Origin of the sequence: Kribbella sp. ALI-6-A, assembly GCF_001984195.1 — a bacterium.
In the GTDB taxonomy this organism is placed as follows: domain Bacteria; phylum Actinomycetota; class Actinomycetes; order Propionibacteriales; family Kribbellaceae; genus Kribbella.
This window is the reverse complement of sequence record NZ_MTQN01000012.1, coordinates 1,496,348-1,511,873: the sequence shown is the minus strand read 5'-3', so window position 1 is coordinate 1,511,873 and position 15,526 is coordinate 1,496,348. Positions and strand designations below refer to the sequence as shown.

General features: G+C 70.2%; 12 protein-coding genes. 6 read left to right on the top strand and 6 right to left on the bottom strand.

Annotated elements, in window-relative coordinates; all coding sequences use genetic code 11:
• Positions 1-146: 146 nt before the first annotated feature.
• The 4 genes from BWI15_RS33705 (at position 147) to BWI15_RS33690 (ending at position 4,316) form a co-directional block, all read left to right on the top strand.
• A complete protein-coding gene (locus BWI15_RS33705) occupies positions 147-944 on the top strand; it encodes an SDR family NAD(P)-dependent oxidoreductase (protein WP_202817789.1) in 798 nt (265 codons plus the stop codon).
• A gap of 1 nt (position 945) precedes the next feature.
• The gene (locus tag BWI15_RS33700) at positions 946-2,061 is read left to right on the top strand and encodes a DUF5938 domain-containing protein (RefSeq protein ID WP_077018539.1); all 1,116 of its coding nucleotides are present in this window, start codon (positions 946-948) and stop codon (positions 2,059-2,061) included.
• A 72-nt stretch (positions 2,062-2,133) separates the two neighbouring features.
• The gene (locus BWI15_RS33695) at positions 2,134-3,681 is read left to right on the top strand and encodes an AMP-binding protein (RefSeq protein WP_077018538.1); all 1,548 of its coding nucleotides are present in this window, start codon (positions 2,134-2,136) and stop codon (positions 3,679-3,681) included.
• A gap of 113 nt (positions 3,682-3,794) precedes the next feature.
• Complete coding sequence (locus BWI15_RS33690) at positions 3,795-4,316, top strand: DinB family protein (protein WP_077018537.1); 522 nt, start codon at positions 3,795-3,797, stop codon at positions 4,314-4,316.
• A gap of 103 nt (positions 4,317-4,419) precedes the next feature.
• Here the strand turns inward: BWI15_RS33690 and BWI15_RS33685 are convergent, their stop codons facing one another.
• On the bottom strand, positions 4,420-5,766 hold the full coding sequence (locus BWI15_RS33685) for a serine hydrolase domain-containing protein (RefSeq protein WP_077018536.1): 1,347 nt from the start codon (positions 5,764-5,766) through the stop codon (positions 4,420-4,422).
• Positions 5,767-5,839: 73 nt separating this feature from the next.
• Between BWI15_RS33685 and BWI15_RS33680 the strand changes: the two genes are divergently transcribed.
• Positions 5,840-9,118 carry an ATP-binding protein gene (locus BWI15_RS33680; RefSeq protein WP_077018535.1) on the top strand — a complete coding sequence of 1,093 codons (3,279 nt, stop codon included), beginning with the start codon at positions 5,840-5,842 and terminating at the stop codon, positions 9,116-9,118.
• Here the strand turns inward: BWI15_RS33680 and BWI15_RS33675 are convergent.
• The 5 genes from BWI15_RS33675 to BWI15_RS33655 form a co-directional block, all read right to left on the bottom strand.
• Positions 9,078-9,731: a TetR/AcrR family transcriptional regulator gene (locus BWI15_RS33675; RefSeq protein WP_077018534.1), complete on the bottom strand. Its 654-nt coding sequence runs from the start codon at positions 9,729-9,731 to the stop codon at positions 9,078-9,080. The two genes, BWI15_RS33680 and BWI15_RS33675, sit on opposite strands and share 41 nt — an antisense overlap.
• Before the next feature lie 148 nt (positions 9,732-9,879).
• Positions 9,880-10,707 carry an ABC transporter permease gene (locus tag BWI15_RS33670; protein WP_077018533.1) on the bottom strand — a complete coding sequence of 276 codons (828 nt, stop codon included), beginning with the start codon at positions 10,705-10,707 and terminating at the stop codon, positions 9,880-9,882.
• Positions 10,704-11,690, bottom strand: a complete 987-nt coding sequence (locus tag BWI15_RS33665; RefSeq protein WP_077018532.1) for an ATP-binding cassette domain-containing protein — start codon at positions 11,688-11,690, stop codon at positions 10,704-10,706. The genes BWI15_RS33670 and BWI15_RS33665 overlap by 4 nt, the downstream gene beginning before the upstream one ends.
• 100 nt (positions 11,691-11,790) lie before the next feature.
• Positions 11,791-13,107: an MFS transporter gene (locus tag BWI15_RS33660; RefSeq protein WP_077018531.1), complete on the bottom strand. Its 1,317-nt coding sequence runs from the start codon at positions 13,105-13,107 to the stop codon at positions 11,791-11,793.
• Positions 13,104-13,826: a GntR family transcriptional regulator gene (locus BWI15_RS33655; RefSeq protein ID WP_237771574.1), complete on the bottom strand. Its 723-nt coding sequence runs from the start codon at positions 13,824-13,826 to the stop codon at positions 13,104-13,106. The genes BWI15_RS33660 and BWI15_RS33655 overlap by 4 nt, the downstream gene beginning before the upstream one ends.
• A gap of 208 nt (positions 13,827-14,034) precedes the next feature.
• On the opposite strand from BWI15_RS33655, the gene BWI15_RS33650 reads away from it, so the two are divergent.
• Entirely contained in the window at positions 14,035-15,486 is a 1,452-nt protein-coding gene (locus BWI15_RS33650; protein ID WP_077018530.1) for a S8 family peptidase, read from the top strand.
• The last annotated feature ends 40 nt before the right edge of the window (positions 15,487-15,526 follow it).

The window sequence follows — 15,526 nt, the reverse complement described above, 5'->3', positions numbered from 1 at the left end:
TACCCGCCCGGACCGCTTTTCTTGACAGTTGTCCAAGGAAGTCTTGACGAGTGTCCAAAGTTCCGTGACGCTGAGGTCACCGCCCGGTCACCGCCTCACCGGTGACCGCGGCGTCAAAGCATCCGCACCGGATGAGGGGAGTTGCCATGTACGACCTGACCGGACGCAAGGCGCTGGTGACCGGAGGTGCCCGGGGCCTCGGGGCCGGGATGGCGCAGGCACTGGCCGCCGCCGGTGCCGCCGTGGTGATCGCCGACATCCAGGAGGAGCTGGGCCGCAAGACCGCGGACGAGCTCAAGCAGACAGGTGCGACCGCGGCGTTCGTACCGCTCGACGTGACCGACGACGCCGCGTGGGAGACCGCGATCACCGCGACCGTCGGCGAGCTCGGCGGCCTCGACATCCTGGTGAACAACGCGGGCGTGGAGCTGTCCGGGCTGGTCGTGGACCTCGACCCGGACGACGTACGCGCGATGCTGGAGATCAACGTGCTGGGCACCGCACTCGGTGTGAAGCACGCGTTCCGGGCCATGCGCCCGGGCGGACCGGCGGGGTCTGGCGGCTCGGTGGTCAACATCTCCAGCGTCGCGGCGACCATTCCGTTCCCGGGCATCGCCGGCTACTCCGCGACCAAGTCGGCGGTCGACCGCCTGACCCGGGTCGCGGCGATGGAGTCCGGCAAGCTCGGGTACGGCGTCCGGGTGAACTGCGTCTACCCCGGACTGGTGCCGACCGAGATGGGCATGAAGCTGGCGGCCGACATGGTCACCCTCGGGCTGTGGCCGTCGGCCGAGGCCGCCGTCGGTGACGTGATCGGACTGACCCCGCTGGGCCGGCTCGGCGAGGTCGGCGACATGGCCGACGCGGTGGTCTTCCTGGCCTCCGACGCGGCCAAGTTCATCACCGGCGCGGGGCTGCCGGTCGACGGCGGAATGGGGATGTGAGATGACCAAACCCGTCGTCGTGTACGGCGCCTCCGGCTACACCGGCCGGCTCGTCTGCGAGTACCTGCGCGAGTACCACGTCCCGTTCATCGCGGCCGGCCGGGACAAGGACCGGATCCAGGCGGTGCTCGACAAGGTGCCCGGGATCGAGACCGTGGACCACGAGGTGGTCGAGGTCGATCACGAGGTCGGTGCGCTGACCGAGCTGTTCAGCGGCGCGCAGGTGGTCAGCAACATGGTCGGCCCGTTCGTGAAGTACGGGCCCGAGGTGGTCGAGGCGTCCCTGGCGGCCGGCTGCCACTACCTGGACACCACCGGCGAGCAGGACTGGATGCTGGCCGCGCAGGAGAACTGGGGCGACAAGTTCGCCGCCCAGGGTCTGCTGCTCGGTCCGGGCATCGCACAGATGTACACCACCGGCGAGATCGCGGCGAACATCTGCCTGGAGACGCCCGGCCTGGACACGCTCGACATCCTCGTGCTCTGGAAGGGCTTCCCGACGTACGCGTCGACGCAGACGATCTTCACGATCCTGAAGGCCGACTGGCACTACCTGGAGCAGAACCAGCTGGTGAAGTGGGACCCGCTGACCACCTTCGAGGTGAACGTGCCGGGCCAGCACGAGTCCGCGCTCGCGCTGCCGTGGGGTGGCACCAGCCATCCGGTCTGGTTCCGCAACGACCCGCGGGTGGCGAACGTGAAGGTCGCCGGTGGCGTCTTCGACCGGACCGTCATGCAGGGGGTCGTCGAGGCCGTGAAGATGGTCGAAACGCAGATCAAGACCCTGCCCGCCGACCAGCAGGAAGCGGCGCTCGCCGATGTCGCCGCGTCGGTCCAGGCGAGCATGCCGCCGCGGGAGAACCCACGGATCAACACCTCGCTGGACTCGGTCTACGCGACCGGGCCGCTGGGCCGCGCGCACTGCGTGATCTACGGCAACAGCAACTACAAGCAGACCGGCGCGCTGCAGGCGTACGCGGCGTACTCGCTGCTGCAGCAACCGCCGCGTCGTACCGGGCTCGCCTCGGCCTGTCAGGCCTTCGGGCACCGTGAGCTGCTCGGCGTACTGCGGAGCTTCGGCCTCGTGCTCGAACCGGTGCTGACCGTTCACCACTGACCCAGACGCGGGGGTGCCCCCTCAACCCCCCGGGATCGCCCCCGCGTCTGTTCCACCCGGCGAGGAGTTCGCGTGCGGTTGTACGACTACCTGGACAAGGGCGCGTCGCTCGGTCCGGCCGCGCCTTGCCTGACGATGGGCGGGACCAGCCTCAGCTACGCCGAGGTGCAGGAGTTGTCGTACCAGGTCGCGCGGGCGCTGGCGAAGTCCGGGATCGGGGCGGGCGACAAGGTCGCGATCCTGTCGGCGAACAACCCGATCGCGTTCGCCTGCGTGTTCGGCATCTCCCGGGCCGGAGCGGTCTGGTGCCCGGTCAACCCGCGCAACGAAGCGGCCGAGAACCGTGACCTGCTGGACGCGTTCGACTGCTCGGTGCTGATCTTCCAGCGCGCCTTCGCGCCTTTGGTGCAGAGGATTCTGCCCGAGCTGCCGAAGCTCCGGCTGGCCGTGTGCCTGGACGACTCCTTGCCTGAAGCAACCAGTCTGACGGAGTGGCTGAACGGCGTACCGGCGGAGCCGTGGCAGGCCGATCCGCTGGACGACGTCGCGATGCTGGTCGGCACCGGCGGCACCACCGGACGGCCGAAGGGGGTGATGCTGACCGGGCGGAACCTGGAGACGATGTCGGCGATCACGCTGATGGCCTACCCGTTCGAGGGCCGGCCGGTCTACCTGGCGCTCGCTCCGCTGACGCACGCGGCGGGCGTCCTGTGCTTCCCGGTGATGACTCTCGGCGGCGAGATCGTGGTGATGCCGAAGCCGGACCTGCCGGAGTTCCTGCAGCTGATCGCGCGGCATCGGGTCACCCACACGTTCCTGCCGCCGACACTGATCTACATGCTGCTGGCCGAGGAATCCTTGCCCAGCAGCGATCTGAGCTCCCTGCAGTGCTTCTGGTACGGCGCCGCGCCGATGTCGGCCGCTCGTCTGGAGGAGGCATTGCAGCGGATCGGGCCGGTGATGGCCCAGCTGTTCGGCCAGAGCGAGGCGCCGATGATGATCGCGACGATGGCACCGGCCGACCACTTCCGCGCCGACGGGTCACCCGCGGTCGAGCGGTTCGCATCGGCCGGGCGGCCGAGTCCGCTCACGCAGGTCGCGATCATGGCCGACGACGGACGACTGCTGGACCACGGCGAACGCGGGGAGATCGTCGTCCGTGGGTCGCTCGTGATGGCCGGCTACTACGCCGATCCCGACGCGACGGCGGCCGCGTCGGCGTACGGATGGCACCACACCGGGGACATCGGGTTCCTGGACGAGAACAACTACCTCTACATCGTGGACAGGGCGAAAGACATGATCATCACCGGTGGGTTCAACGTGTACTCGGCGGAGGTCGAGCAGACGCTGATGACCTATCCCGCGATCCAGGACTGCGCGGTGGTCGGGCTGCCGGACGAGAAGTGGGGCGAACGGGTCACCGCGGTCCTGCAGCTGCATCCCGGGCTGACCGTGACCGAGTCCGAGGTCCGCAACTACGTGAAGAGCCGGCTGGGCAGCGTGAAGACCCCCAAGCAGATCGAGGTGTGGACCGAGCTGCCGCGCTCCAAGGTCGGCAAGGTGCTCAAGGCCGAGGTGAAGGCAATCCTGTTGAACTCCGGAGCTGGGGACCGCTAGGGTCTGGTCCGAGACGAGAGGGAGGTGAGCGCGATGTCCGGTAAGACCTTCGTGCCGCCGGCTCGTCGTACCCGCGACTGAGCGGTGGCTCCAGATCCACTGTGGAGTCGTGAATGACTGTAGTGACGCGTCCGCCGCTGACGGCGGACGAGCGAACCCAACTGACCGGCTGGCTGGACCTGCAGCGGTCCTTCGTCCGGATGAAGTGCGCGGGGCTCAGCCCTGCCGACGAGCACCGCAAGGTGCTGCCGACGTCGCCGCTGATGACGATGGCGGGAATCGTGGCGCACCTGCGCTGGAACGAGTACTCCTGGTTCCAGCTGAACGTGGCCGGCGTACCGGATACGGGGCAGACGCCGTGGACCGAGGGCGGGCATGTCGACGCGGAGATGTTCGTCGACGACGTCCCGCTCGCGCAGCTGCTCGACGAGTACGACGAGGAGTGCGCGCGGTCGAACGTGATCGTCGCCTCACTGTCGCTGGACGCTCTGGAGCAGGGACCGACCGTCCGTGAGGGCGGAGCCGCCTCGCTGCGGTACGTGCTGTGCCACATGATCGAGGAGACCGCCCGGCACGTCGGGCACCTCGACATCATCCGGGAACTGCTGGACGGGCGCACCGGGTACACGGAGTAGCAGCAGGACGACGGCTGCGCCGGAGGCGGCCCGTACCGGTCCTCGGCGCAGCCGGCGCTCGGCGCAGCCGTCCTCGTGCGGCCGACTCCCCGCGTCGTCTCTTCTACAAGTGCTGGCCGAAGGCCAGGGGTTCGCGGGTGCAGAGGTAGGTCGCCCAGTTCAACTTCGTCGGGGTGCCGTCGGCGTCGCGGGTGATGCGGAGCAGTTCGCCGGTCTCGCGGCCGGAGACGGTGCGGTAGACGTCGGTCGAGATCTTCTCGAAGACCGCGGGGGCGGTGTAGTCCGCGGCCGCGGGAGACTTGGCTTCGAGACGGCCTTCGCGGACCGAGAAGACGAACGGCGCGCCCTCGGTGAACCAGGTGCCGAGTACGCCGGCGAGTTCGGCGGGAACCGTCGTACCGGGGGTCCAGGCCGGCGGCAGGACCGGGTCGTCGTCGAGCACCTTGATCGCCAGGTCGGTGGCCAGGGCGGCCGGGGACGGGGCCGCGGTGGTGTTCATCAGCGCGATGCCCGCGGTGCCGGAGGCGCGGTGCACGAAGCTGCCGGTGATGTGGCCGGGCATGCCGCCGGTGTGGCCGGCGAAAACCCGCTCACCGACGCGCAGCAGCATGAAACCGAGGCCGAAGGCGAGCTGCCAGCGGTCCAGATCGGCCATGATCTGCGGCTGGCACATCTCCTCCAGCGTGTCCTTCGACAGCACCTCGTCGGTCGGGTCGGCCAGGAAGGCCATCCACTTGGCCAGGTCCTCGGCGGTGCTGGCGAGTCCGCCGCAGGCGTCCATCGCGCCGAGCGAGAGCAGCGGCTCGGGCACCGGTACGTCGGTGAACGGCGGCACGTAGTACCCGGACGCGGCCGGGCCGCCATCCATCCCGACCGTCGTCCGGCGCAGGTCCAGCGGCCGCAGGATCCGGTCCTGGATCGACTCGTACCAGGACCGGCCGTCCAGCCGCGCGACGATCTCGCCGAGCAGCGAGTAGACCAGGTTGGAGTAGTGGAACCGGTGGTGCGGCTTGCCGATCCGCTCGGCCTCGTTCCAGCCCGCGACCAGCTCGGCGCGGTCGGGGAACTTCATCACGTCCCAGACGTCGCCGACCGGCTCGCGCTGCATACCGCTGACGTGGCTGAGCATCTGCCGCACGGTGATACCGGCGTGCTTGCTCTCCGGGACGAACTTCTCGATCGGGTCGTCCAGGCTCAGCTTGCCCTCGTCGCGCAGCGCCATGATCGCGACCGCGGTGAACATCTTGCTGTGCGAGGCGATCAGGTACTGCGTGTCGGCGGTCGGCGCCACGCCGGGGTTGTCCAGCGAGGCGGAGCCGACGCCTCCCGACCAGGCCAGCTTCCCGCCGCGGGCGACCGCGCCGACCAGACCCGGCACGCGGCCCTTGGTCTGACGCTCGGTGAGGATCCGGGTGAGGGCGGTCTGGGTCTGCGCGGCGATGTCGGTCACGCCTGCTGACTCTAGGGGAAAGGCTGTGACAAACGGCAGGGGGTTTGAGCGGGTGCTGTGGGAGGCTGGAGGGGTGCGCATAGCGGTGCTCGGTCCACTCGCGATGTGGGCGGCCGACGGTTCACCGCTGGACGTCCGCGGCGTCCGGCTGCGCGGACTGCTGGCCAGGCTCGCGCTCGGCGCGGGTCGCCCGGTCGGGGTCGACACCCTGGTGGACGGGCTCTGGGGCAGCGAGCCGCCGAGTGCGAACGCGCTGCAGTCGCTGGTCTCCCGGCTGCGGGCCAGTCTGCCCGCGACCGAGTCGAGCATCTCGGTCCAGTCCGGCCCGGCCGGCTACACGCTCACGATCGGACCCGACTGCGTCGACGCGGTCCAGTTCGAGGAGCTGGCTCGGCGCGGGCGGCAACTACTTGCCAGCGACGCGGCCCAGGCCCGCACGCTGCTGACTCAGGCCGACCGGCTGTGGCGGGGCGAGGCTCTGGCCGACCTGCGTGATCTGCCGTTCGCCCAGGTCGAGGCGGACCGGTTGAGCGAGCTGCGACTCGGCGCCGCGGAGGACCTGGCCGAGGCAGGCATCGCCACCGGTCACGCCCGCGACGTGGTGGCCGAGCTGGAGCGACTCGCCCTCGCACACCCGCTGCGGGAGCGCCCGCACGAGCTGCTGATCCGCGCGCTGGCCGCCGACGGGCGTCAGGCCGAGGCGCTCGCGGCGTACGAGCGAGTCCGTACGACGCTCGCCGAGGAGCTCGGCGCGGACCCCGGCTCGCGGCTGCGCGGCGTACACCTGGCGGTGCTGCGGGGTGACACGCTCGACCCGCCGCCCCCACCCGCTCCTGCCGCCGTACCGGCTCCGGCGGCGAAGCCGCGGAACAACCTGCGGACTCCCCTGACCAGCTTCGTCGGGCGCGCGCAGGACGTCGCCGAGCTGTCGCGCCAGCTGAGCGACGGGACCCGGCTGGTGACCATGGTCGGGCCCGGGGGTGCCGGCAAGACGCGGCTGGCGACCGAGACCAGCCGGACCCTGGTGAGTCAGAGCGGTGACGGCATCTACTTCGTCGAGCTGGCTCCGCTGGCGGATGCGGCCGACGTCGCTCCGGCCGTGCTGTCGACGCTGGGCGCGAGCGAGTACGTCGACACCCTGCAGACCACGCTGACGCCCAGCCGATTCCCCACCAGTCGCGCCGCGACGGACCGGCTGGTCGAGGTGATCGCCGATCGCCGGATCCTGCTGGTACTCGACAACTGCGAGCACCTGGTCGAGGAGGTCGCCGGACTGGTCGACTCGCTGCTCGCCGAGTGCCCGCGGCTCCGGGTGCTCACCACCAGTCGCGAGCCGCTGGGCATCCCCGGCGAACACCTGCACCAGGTCGGACCGCTCGACCTGCCACCGGCCGGTGCGACCGACGACGACTACCCGGCCGTGCGGCTGTTTGTCGACCGAGCCCGGGCCGTGCGGCCGGACTTCGCCGTCACGGACGCGAACCGGGAGCCGATCGCGGAGATCTGCCGCCGGCTGGACGGCATGCCGCTGGCGATCGAGCTGGCCGCGGCCCGGCTCCGAGCGCTGACCCCGCCGCAGATCGTCGACCGGCTGACCGACCGGTTCCGCCTGCTGACCAGCGGCAGCCGTACGGCGTTGCCGCGGCATCAGACCTTGCGCGCCGTCGTGGAGTGGAGCTGGGAGCTGCTGGAGCCCGACGAGCAGGCAGTCGCTCGGCGCCTGTCGCGCTTCTCAGGCGGCGCAACGCTGGAGGCGGCCGAGCAGGTCTGCAGCGGACCGGGTCTGCCACCGGAAGCTGTGCTCGGCGTACTGGCGTCGCTGGTCGACAAGTCGCTCGTCGAGGCCGCTGCCGACGACCGATCGGTCCGCTACCGGATGCTCGAGACGGTCAAGGCGTACGGCGCTGAGCAGCTCGCCGCCGCCGGTGAGGTCGACCAGGTTCGGCAGGCGCACGCGGCGTACTTCGGTGACCTGCTGCGCAAGGGCGGTCCGAAGCTGCGGACCGGCGAGCAGCTGCAGTGGCTGGCCCGGATGGACGCCGACAACGAGAACCTGCTGGACGCGTTGCGGACCACGATCGACTCCGGGCGGGCCGACGAGTCGCTGCGGCTGGTCGCCACGCTCGGCGAGTACTGGAACATGCGTGGCCGTCCGTCCGAAGCGGTGGCGTGGTTCGAGGCCGCCCTCGCCGTACCGGGATCGACCGAGCCGATGGCGCGTGCGACGACCGTGATGCTGTACTCGATCGGCTCACTGTCGAACGGCACGGACCCGTCGGACTCGGTGACCCGGGCGATGCGTGGACTGGCCGAGGTCCGGCTGCTCGGCCGGCGGCACGAAGAGGTCCGGGAGTCCGCCATCGGCTGGTTCACCAACGCGGCCTGGGCCGCGATCCGGCGGGACAAGGCGACCGCCTTCCGGCAGCTCGAAGAGGCCCGGACGAGCCAGGACGCCTGGACCCGGAACATGGCCGTGATGATGTCGGCGATGTTCCGCGAGAACGAGGGCGACGTCGAGCAGATGGCCGCCGACCTGCAGCTCGCACTCGACGGCTTCCGCACCCTCGGCGACCGGTGGGGCACGTCGCTCGCGCTGCGCGGCCTGTCCTCCCACGCGGCGGCCCACGGCAATCATCAGGAGGCGCTGGACGCGGTGACCGAGGCGCTGCGACTGGTCCGCGAGCTGGGCACCAGCGAAGGTCTGCCCCAGCTGCTCGGCCAGGCCGCGCGCAGCCGCGCCGAGCTGGGCGACCTCGACGGCGCCTGGGCCGACCTGCACGAAGCACGGCGGCTGGCCGACGAGACCGGCGGGCGGAGCAGTCAGGGCTTCGCGCTGATGGGCATGGCCGCCTTGCACCGAATGTCCGGACGGCTGGACGAGGCGCTCGCGCTGGCCGAGCAGGCACTCACGATGCTCGATCCGAAGGCCGAGCGGATGGCGCCGCACGGCGAAGCGATGGCGCTGGCCGAACTGGCCCGGATCATGGTTGCCAGAGGCAACATTGAGGACGCGCGCCGGACCGTCGGCCAGGCCGCTGGGCTGGCGCTGATCACCGAGGACATGCCGATCGCGTCGAGCGTGATCGAGGTCGTGGCGGCAGTGGACCTGCTGGCCGGCGACGCGGAACTGGCTGCCCGCACCCTCGGTCTGGCCAGCGCGCTGCGCGGTGCGCGCACGATCCCCGACGCCTCGGTACGGCGTACCGTCGAGGACACCGTGGCGGCGCTCGGTGAGAGTCGCTACGAGGCCGCCTTCCAGTCCGCGGCGGGGCTACGGCACGACGACGCGATGGCCGAACTGGGCAAGCGGTTCAGCCCACCGCCGGATCGGCTTCCCGGCCTCCTGTCATGAGGTTGACGGCCAGCTCGCGCAGGGCCTCCTGGACCTGCTGCTCGGGTGGACGCGGGTCGGTCAGCATCCAGTCGTAAACGACCGTGTTCACCGCCCCCATGAAGCACAACCCGATGAAGCGGAAGTCCTTGCGGGTGATCTCGCCGCGCGCCACCGCCGCCTCGCCGATCGTGATCACGCTGGAGATCAGCAGCTCGCGGAACGCGATCCGCTGCTCCTCCACCGCCGGGCTGGCCCCGACCACCTCGACGAACGAGATCCTGGCCCGGCGCAGATCGGTCATGATCGTGTGCAGGTAGCCGTCGACGGCCGCGGTGATCCGCTCCCGCACCGGTGCGTCCGCGGTCGCGGCCAGTGCCTCGCCGGTACTGCGCACCGCCAGCTCGATCACCTGCGCGTGCACCGCGAGCAGCACGGCTTCCTTGTTCTGGAACTCGTGGTAGAAGTGCCGGGTGGACACTTTCGCCTGTGTGCACAGGCGTTCCACCGAGGTCGCGGGGTAGCCGTCGGTCCCGAACAGCTCCAGCGCGGCGTCCAGCAGGCGCTCCCGCCTGGCGGCCTTCCACTCGTCGACCGAACGACCGGAGTACCGGCGCACGGAGGGATCGCTCATAACACCTCTTGTCGCTACCCCGTGCGTGACTCGCTCATCTTAGTCACTCTGAGCAAGGTCTTGTCAGCACCCTGGGAAGCAGTGGCCGACCCGGCGACGCGAGGGCCGCAGCGGTCCGCTCCGGCCCTCGCGTTCTGGCGGTACGCCGTCAGGTGCGGCGGCGGTACGCGCGGATCGCCAGCGGCGCGAACACCGCGATCAGGCCGGCCATCCAGGCCAGCGTGACCAGCAGCGGCTTCTGCAGGTCGCCGCCGATCATCAGGCCGCGCATCGCGTCGACCAGATAGCTGATCGGGTTGATCTTCGACCAGGTCTGCAGGAAGCCCGGCAGCGTGCTGGCCTGGACGAAGATCGGGCTGCCGAAGGTGAGCGGGAACATCACCAGGAACGCGACGCCCTGGACACCCTGCGCGGTCTTCAGCTTGAGGCCGAGCCAGACCCACACCCAGCACAGCGACAGTGCGAACGCCAGCACCAGCAGCAGCGCGAGCAGTCCGTAGCCGACACCGTTCTCGAACCGGAAGCCGAGCGCGAAGCCGGTGACCATCAGGATCACGATCGACGTGAGGTAGCGGATCGCGTCGCCCAGCACCGCACCGATCAGCGGCGACACCCGCGCGATCGGCAGACTGCGGAACCGGTCGAAGACGCCCTTGGCGAAGTCGTCGTTCAGGGCGACCCCGGTGCCGAGGGTGGAGAACACCACCGACTGTACGAGGACTCCGGGCAGCAGGTACGGCAGGTAGTCGCGCCAGCCGCCGCCTCCGGAGACAGCGCCGCCGAAGACGAACAGGAACAGCACCAGGAAGATGATCGGCTGGAACGTGACGTCGGCCAGCGCTTCGGGGTTCTGCCTGATCCGGACGATGTTGCGCCAGGCCAGCGTCAGGCTCTGCTGGACCCAGGCGAACGGGTGGTTACGGCGTACGGCGTGCTGCGCGGCCGGGCCGGTGGGGGACAACGCGGCGGTGCTCATCGGCCCGCTCCTTCCAGAACCGCGGTGGACTCCTGCTCGGCGACGTGGCCGGTCAGGGCGAGGAACACCTCGTCGAGACTGGGCAGCCGCAGGGACAGCTCGGTGACGGCGATCCCGGCCTCGTCGAGCCGGCGGACGACGACCGGCATCGACGTACCGTCGCTGACCGGGACACTGACCAGCGCGTTGACGACGTCGACGGTGGGCCGGGTGCCGACCGACTCGGCGACGATCGCGGCGACCCGCTCCAGGTGGCCGGGCTCGGCCGGGCGGACGTCGAGCGACTGCTTGCCGGCTTGGGCCTTGAGCTCGGCCGGCCGCCCGGAGGCGACCACCTTGCCCTGGTCGAAGACCATGATCGAGTCGGCCAGCGCGTCGGCCTCCTCCAGGTACTGCGTGGTCAGCAGGACCGTCGTACCGTCGAGCACCAGGTTGCGGACGGTGTCCCAGACGCCGTTGCGGGCGTGCGGGTCCAGCCCGGTGGTCGGCTCGTCCAGGTAGAGGATGCTCGGGTTGCCGACCAAGCTCGCGGCCAGGTCGAGGCGCCGGCGCATACCGCCGGAGTAGGTCTTGGCGACCCGGTCACCGGCGCCGGTCAGCTCGAACCGCTCGAGCAGCTCGTCGGCCCGCGACCGCGCCTGCTGGCGGGACAGACCGATCAGCCGGCCGATCATGACCAGGTTGCGGCGGCCGGACATGTCCTCGTCGACCGACGCGTACTGCCCGGTCAGGCCGATGATCTCGCGGACCCGGCCGGCCTCCCTGACCACGTCGTACCCGCCGACCTCGGCGTGCCCGCCGTCCGGCGTCAGCAGCGTGCCGAGGATCCGGACGGCGGTCGTCTTGCCCGCGCCGTTCGGGCCGAGCACGCCGAGCACCGTGCCGGTCGGCACGGTCAGGTCCACGCCGTCCAGTGCGGTCGTGCTCCCGTATTTCTTGACCAGGCCTTCCGCCACGATGGCGGGCCGGTTCGTTGTGGACATCTGCTTCCTCCCGATGACTTCGTGTCTTCGGGAACCACCGTCCACCGGTGCGCTGGCACCGCCCTGACACTGGGCTGGTAGCCCGTGCCAGCGCGCTGTCTCAGCCCTTCAGCGGCATGATCCGGTTGGCGAGCAGCGCCTGGTAGGCCTCCGGGTTGTACCGGGCCAGGTTGCCGCGGGCCTTGCGCCGGTACTTCAGGATCTGCCGCGTGCCGATCGCCCACAGCACGTACTGGAACGCGAGCGCGAACTTGAAGTCGCCGAGTTCCTGCGGAGCGCCGCCGGACGACACGTCCAGCAGGATCCCGACCACACCGATGGAGATCAGCGTGGCGATGAAGCCACCGGTGTTGACCATGCCGTTCGCGGCGCCGAACCGGGTCGACGGGTTGAAGGTCCGGGCGTAGTCGAGCCCGAGCATCGACCCCGGACCGCCGGCCGCCTGGACGACGATCAGCAGCAGGAGCACCGGCATCGGTGCCTGGCCGGGCCAGAGCAGGACGACGGTCCACATCAGCACCGAACCGCTGATCACCGCCAGCACGATCCAGGACCGGTAGAACGGGAAGCGGGCGGCGTACCGGCCGACCAGAGGGCCGTAGAACAGACCGGCGAGCACCGGGACGATCAGCAGCGCGGCGGCAGTGGTTGGAGCGAGCCCCTGGCCGCGGACGAGGAACGGGTAGCCCCAGAGCAGACCGAAGGTGGACCCGGAGAAGCTGGTGGTGAAGTGGGTCCACAGACCGAGCCGGGTGCCGGGCTCGCGCCAGGCGCGGCGCAGGTTGTGCCGGACCTCGCCGAGCGACTGCTTCGTGCGGTGCAGCGGTTCGTCGTACGGGGTGTCCTTGATCAGGAACAGGACGGCCAGGCCGGTGAGCAGGCTGAGGGCGGCGGCGCCCGCGAACGTGCCGGTCCAGCCGAAGTGGTGGAACGCCGCGGCCATCGGGACCGTCGAGACGATCGCGCCGATGCCGCCGAGCATGCCGGTGGCCTGCGACATCACCGGCTGCCGCAGCGCCGGGAACCAGGACATCACCACCCGCAGCACGCTGATGAACACCAGCGCGTCGCCGATGCCGAGCACCGCCCGGGCCGCGAGGGCCGCCGGGTAGGAGTCGACCAGGCTGAACGCCGACTGGGCCACGAACAGCAGGCCGGACGCGGTGATCAGCAGCCGCTTCGAGCCGTACCGGTCGAGCAGGATGCCGACCGGGACCTGCATCGCGGCGTACACGGTGAGCTGGACGACGGTGAAGCTGGCCAGCGCGGACGCCGAGATGTCGAAGCGCTCGGCCGCCTGCAGGCCCGCGACGCTCATCGAGCCGCGGTGCAGCACGGTGATCAGGTAGGTGAAGACGGCAGCCGCCCACACCGCCCAGGCTCGCCGACCGCCCAGGGGGAAGAGGAGCTCGGTCACCGCACCCCTCGCAGATCCGCCGCGGCCACCTCGATGTGAGACACGACCAGGTCGCGGAAACGCTTCACGCTGTTGCCGCCGAGCGCCTCGATCATCTCGGTGTGGGCGACGATCGACTTGTCCATCCGGGCCGGCTGGACCTCGATGCCCGGCACGCCCATCCGGACCTGACGGTCCCGCAGGCTGTTGTAGAGCTTGGCCAGGATCTCGTTGCCGGCGGCGCCGACGATCGCCTCGTGGAAGGCGCGGTCGGCCTCGAGGAAGCTCTTGGTGTCACCGGCCTTGCGGTGCGCGCGCATCTCGTCGACCTTCGCGGTCAGCACCTCGATCAGCTGCCGGCGGCGCGGCCAGACCTTGCTGGCGGCGTGCGTCTCGATCAGCTCGCGTGCCTCGAGCACGTCGTTGATCTCCTGCGGCAGCACCGGCAGGACCAGCGCGCCCCTCTTCGGGTACAGCTTGACCAGGCCGGACTCCTCCAGCCGGAGCAGCGCCTCGCGGACCGGCGTCCGGGACACGCCCACCGCCGTCGCCAACTCGCCCTCGGTCAGCAACTCCCCGCCCGGGTAGACCCGGTCCAGGATCGCGGCCTTCACGTACGCGTAGACCCGCTCCGCGGCCGGGATCTTCTCCACCCCCGGCGCCGCCTCCGCCACCACACGAGCGATCTCTGCTGTCTCGTCCCCCAGCACCGGCTGATCGCCGGGCACCCCGCCGTCCACAACTCTCCTAAACTACGACTGGTATCTCTGTTGTATCTATCCTAGCACCGGCGTTCAATCAGCCGTTTGCGTCCACATGGTGTGGATAAACGTGTGGATAACCTGCGGGATTCCCCCTGACCTGAGCAAATACCTGCCTGGCGAGGGCAAACCGCTCTAGGCTCGCAGCGTTGCCGTTCCGTTTCGCTCTGTGTACCGAGGAGAGAGTGTGTCCCGAAGCTCACGTACCCGCCGGCTGAGCGCCGGCCTGGCGGTGGCGGCCCTGGCCTTCACCACCGCCGGCGCCGCGACCGCCGCCCAGGCGGCCCCGTTCGCACCCTCGAGCGGCACCACCGCCGCGGCCGAGCCTGGCATCCTGATGAACTACGTGGTGAACACCAAGGCCACCAAGCCCCACGTGGCCCGGGTGGAGAAGGCGGTCGAGGCCGCCGGTGGCACCGTCGTCGCGTCGTACGACGAGATCGGGGTGGTGATCGCGCAGTCGACCAACCCGAACTTCCGGACCGACGTCCGGGCCGGCCGCAACGGCCGCGAGGTGCAGTCGGTCGGCGCGACCCGGACCGCGCCCGTGTCCGAGGGCCCGGTCGGCGCCGCCAAGCAGGCCGCCGCCAAGGGGCTGAACGCCGGTGAGTCGACGGTCGTTCCGGACCCGGACGAGTCCAAGCAGTGGGACATGGTCCAGATCAAGGCCGACCAGGCCCACCAGGTCACCGACGGCTCCAAGCGCGTCCTGGTCGGTGTCACCGACAGCGGCGTCGACGACCAGCACCCGGACCTGAAGCCGAACTTCGACGCGAAGAACTCGGTCAACTGCACCGGCAACGGCGTTGCCGACACCACGCCGGGCGGCTGGCGCCAGACCACCAGCGACCACGGCACCCACGTGGCCGGCACGATCGCCGCGGCCCGCAACGGCGTCGGCATCGTCGGTGTCGCGCCGGGAGTGCGGATCGCCTCGGTGAAGGTCGTGAACGACGACGGCTACATCTACCCCGAGTACGCGATCTGCGGTTTCATCTGGGCCGCGCAGCACCACATGGACGTCACCAACCACAGTTACTTCATCGATCCGTGGATGTTCTGGTGTGACGACGACGGTGACCAGGGCGCGGTCCAGGAATCGGTCCGCCGCGCGATGGACTACCAGACCAAGAAGGGCGTCCTGTCGGTCGCCGCGGCCGGCAACTCGAACTACGACCTGGCCAACAAGACCACCGACACCTCCAGCCCGAACGACAGCACCGCGGTGACCCGGCAGATCAACAACGACTGCCTGGACATCCCGACCGAGCTGCCCGGCGTGATCACCGTCGCCAGCACCACCCAGGCGCGGGTCAAGAGCAGCTTCTCGAACTTCGGCCTGGGCAAGATCGACGTCGCGGCCCCCGGCAGCGCCATCCTGTCGACGATTCCTGGCGGCTACGGCACGAAGAGCGGCACCTCGATGGCGTCCCCGCACGTCGCCGGCGTCGCCGCGCTGATGAAGTCCGCGCACCCGTGGTGGGGTCCGCGCGAACTGGAGAAGGCCCTGCAGCGTCAGGCCGACGACACCGCCTGCCCGACCACGCCGGACCCGCGCTGCACCGGCACGACGGCCAACAACGCCTTCTACGGCGAGGGCATCGCCGACGCCCTGGACGCGGTCACGCGCATCCGGTGACGCGGTAGCAGCAAACGAAGCGGCCCGGGTGCTCACGCAC

Coding starts and splice junctions, on each gene's coding strand:
- BWI15_RS33705 (WP_202817789.1), top strand. CDS start 147: ATGTACGACCTGACCGGACGCAAGGCGCTGGTGACCGGAGGTGCCCGG.
- BWI15_RS33700 (WP_077018539.1), top strand. CDS start 946: ATGACCAAACCCGTCGTCGTGTACGGCGCCTCCGGCTACACCGGCCGG.
- BWI15_RS33690 (WP_077018537.1), top strand. CDS start 3,795: ATGACTGTAGTGACGCGTCCGCCGCTGACGGCGGACGAGCGAACCCAA.
- BWI15_RS33675 (WP_077018534.1), bottom strand. CDS start 9,731: ATGAGCGATCCCTCCGTGCGCCGGTACTCCGGTCGTTCGGTCGACGAG.
- BWI15_RS33670 (WP_077018533.1), bottom strand. CDS start 10,707: ATGAGCACCGCCGCGTTGTCCCCCACCGGCCCGGCCGCGCAGCACGCC.
- BWI15_RS33665 (WP_077018532.1), bottom strand. CDS start 11,690: ATGTCCACAACGAACCGGCCCGCCATCGTGGCGGAAGGCCTGGTCAAG.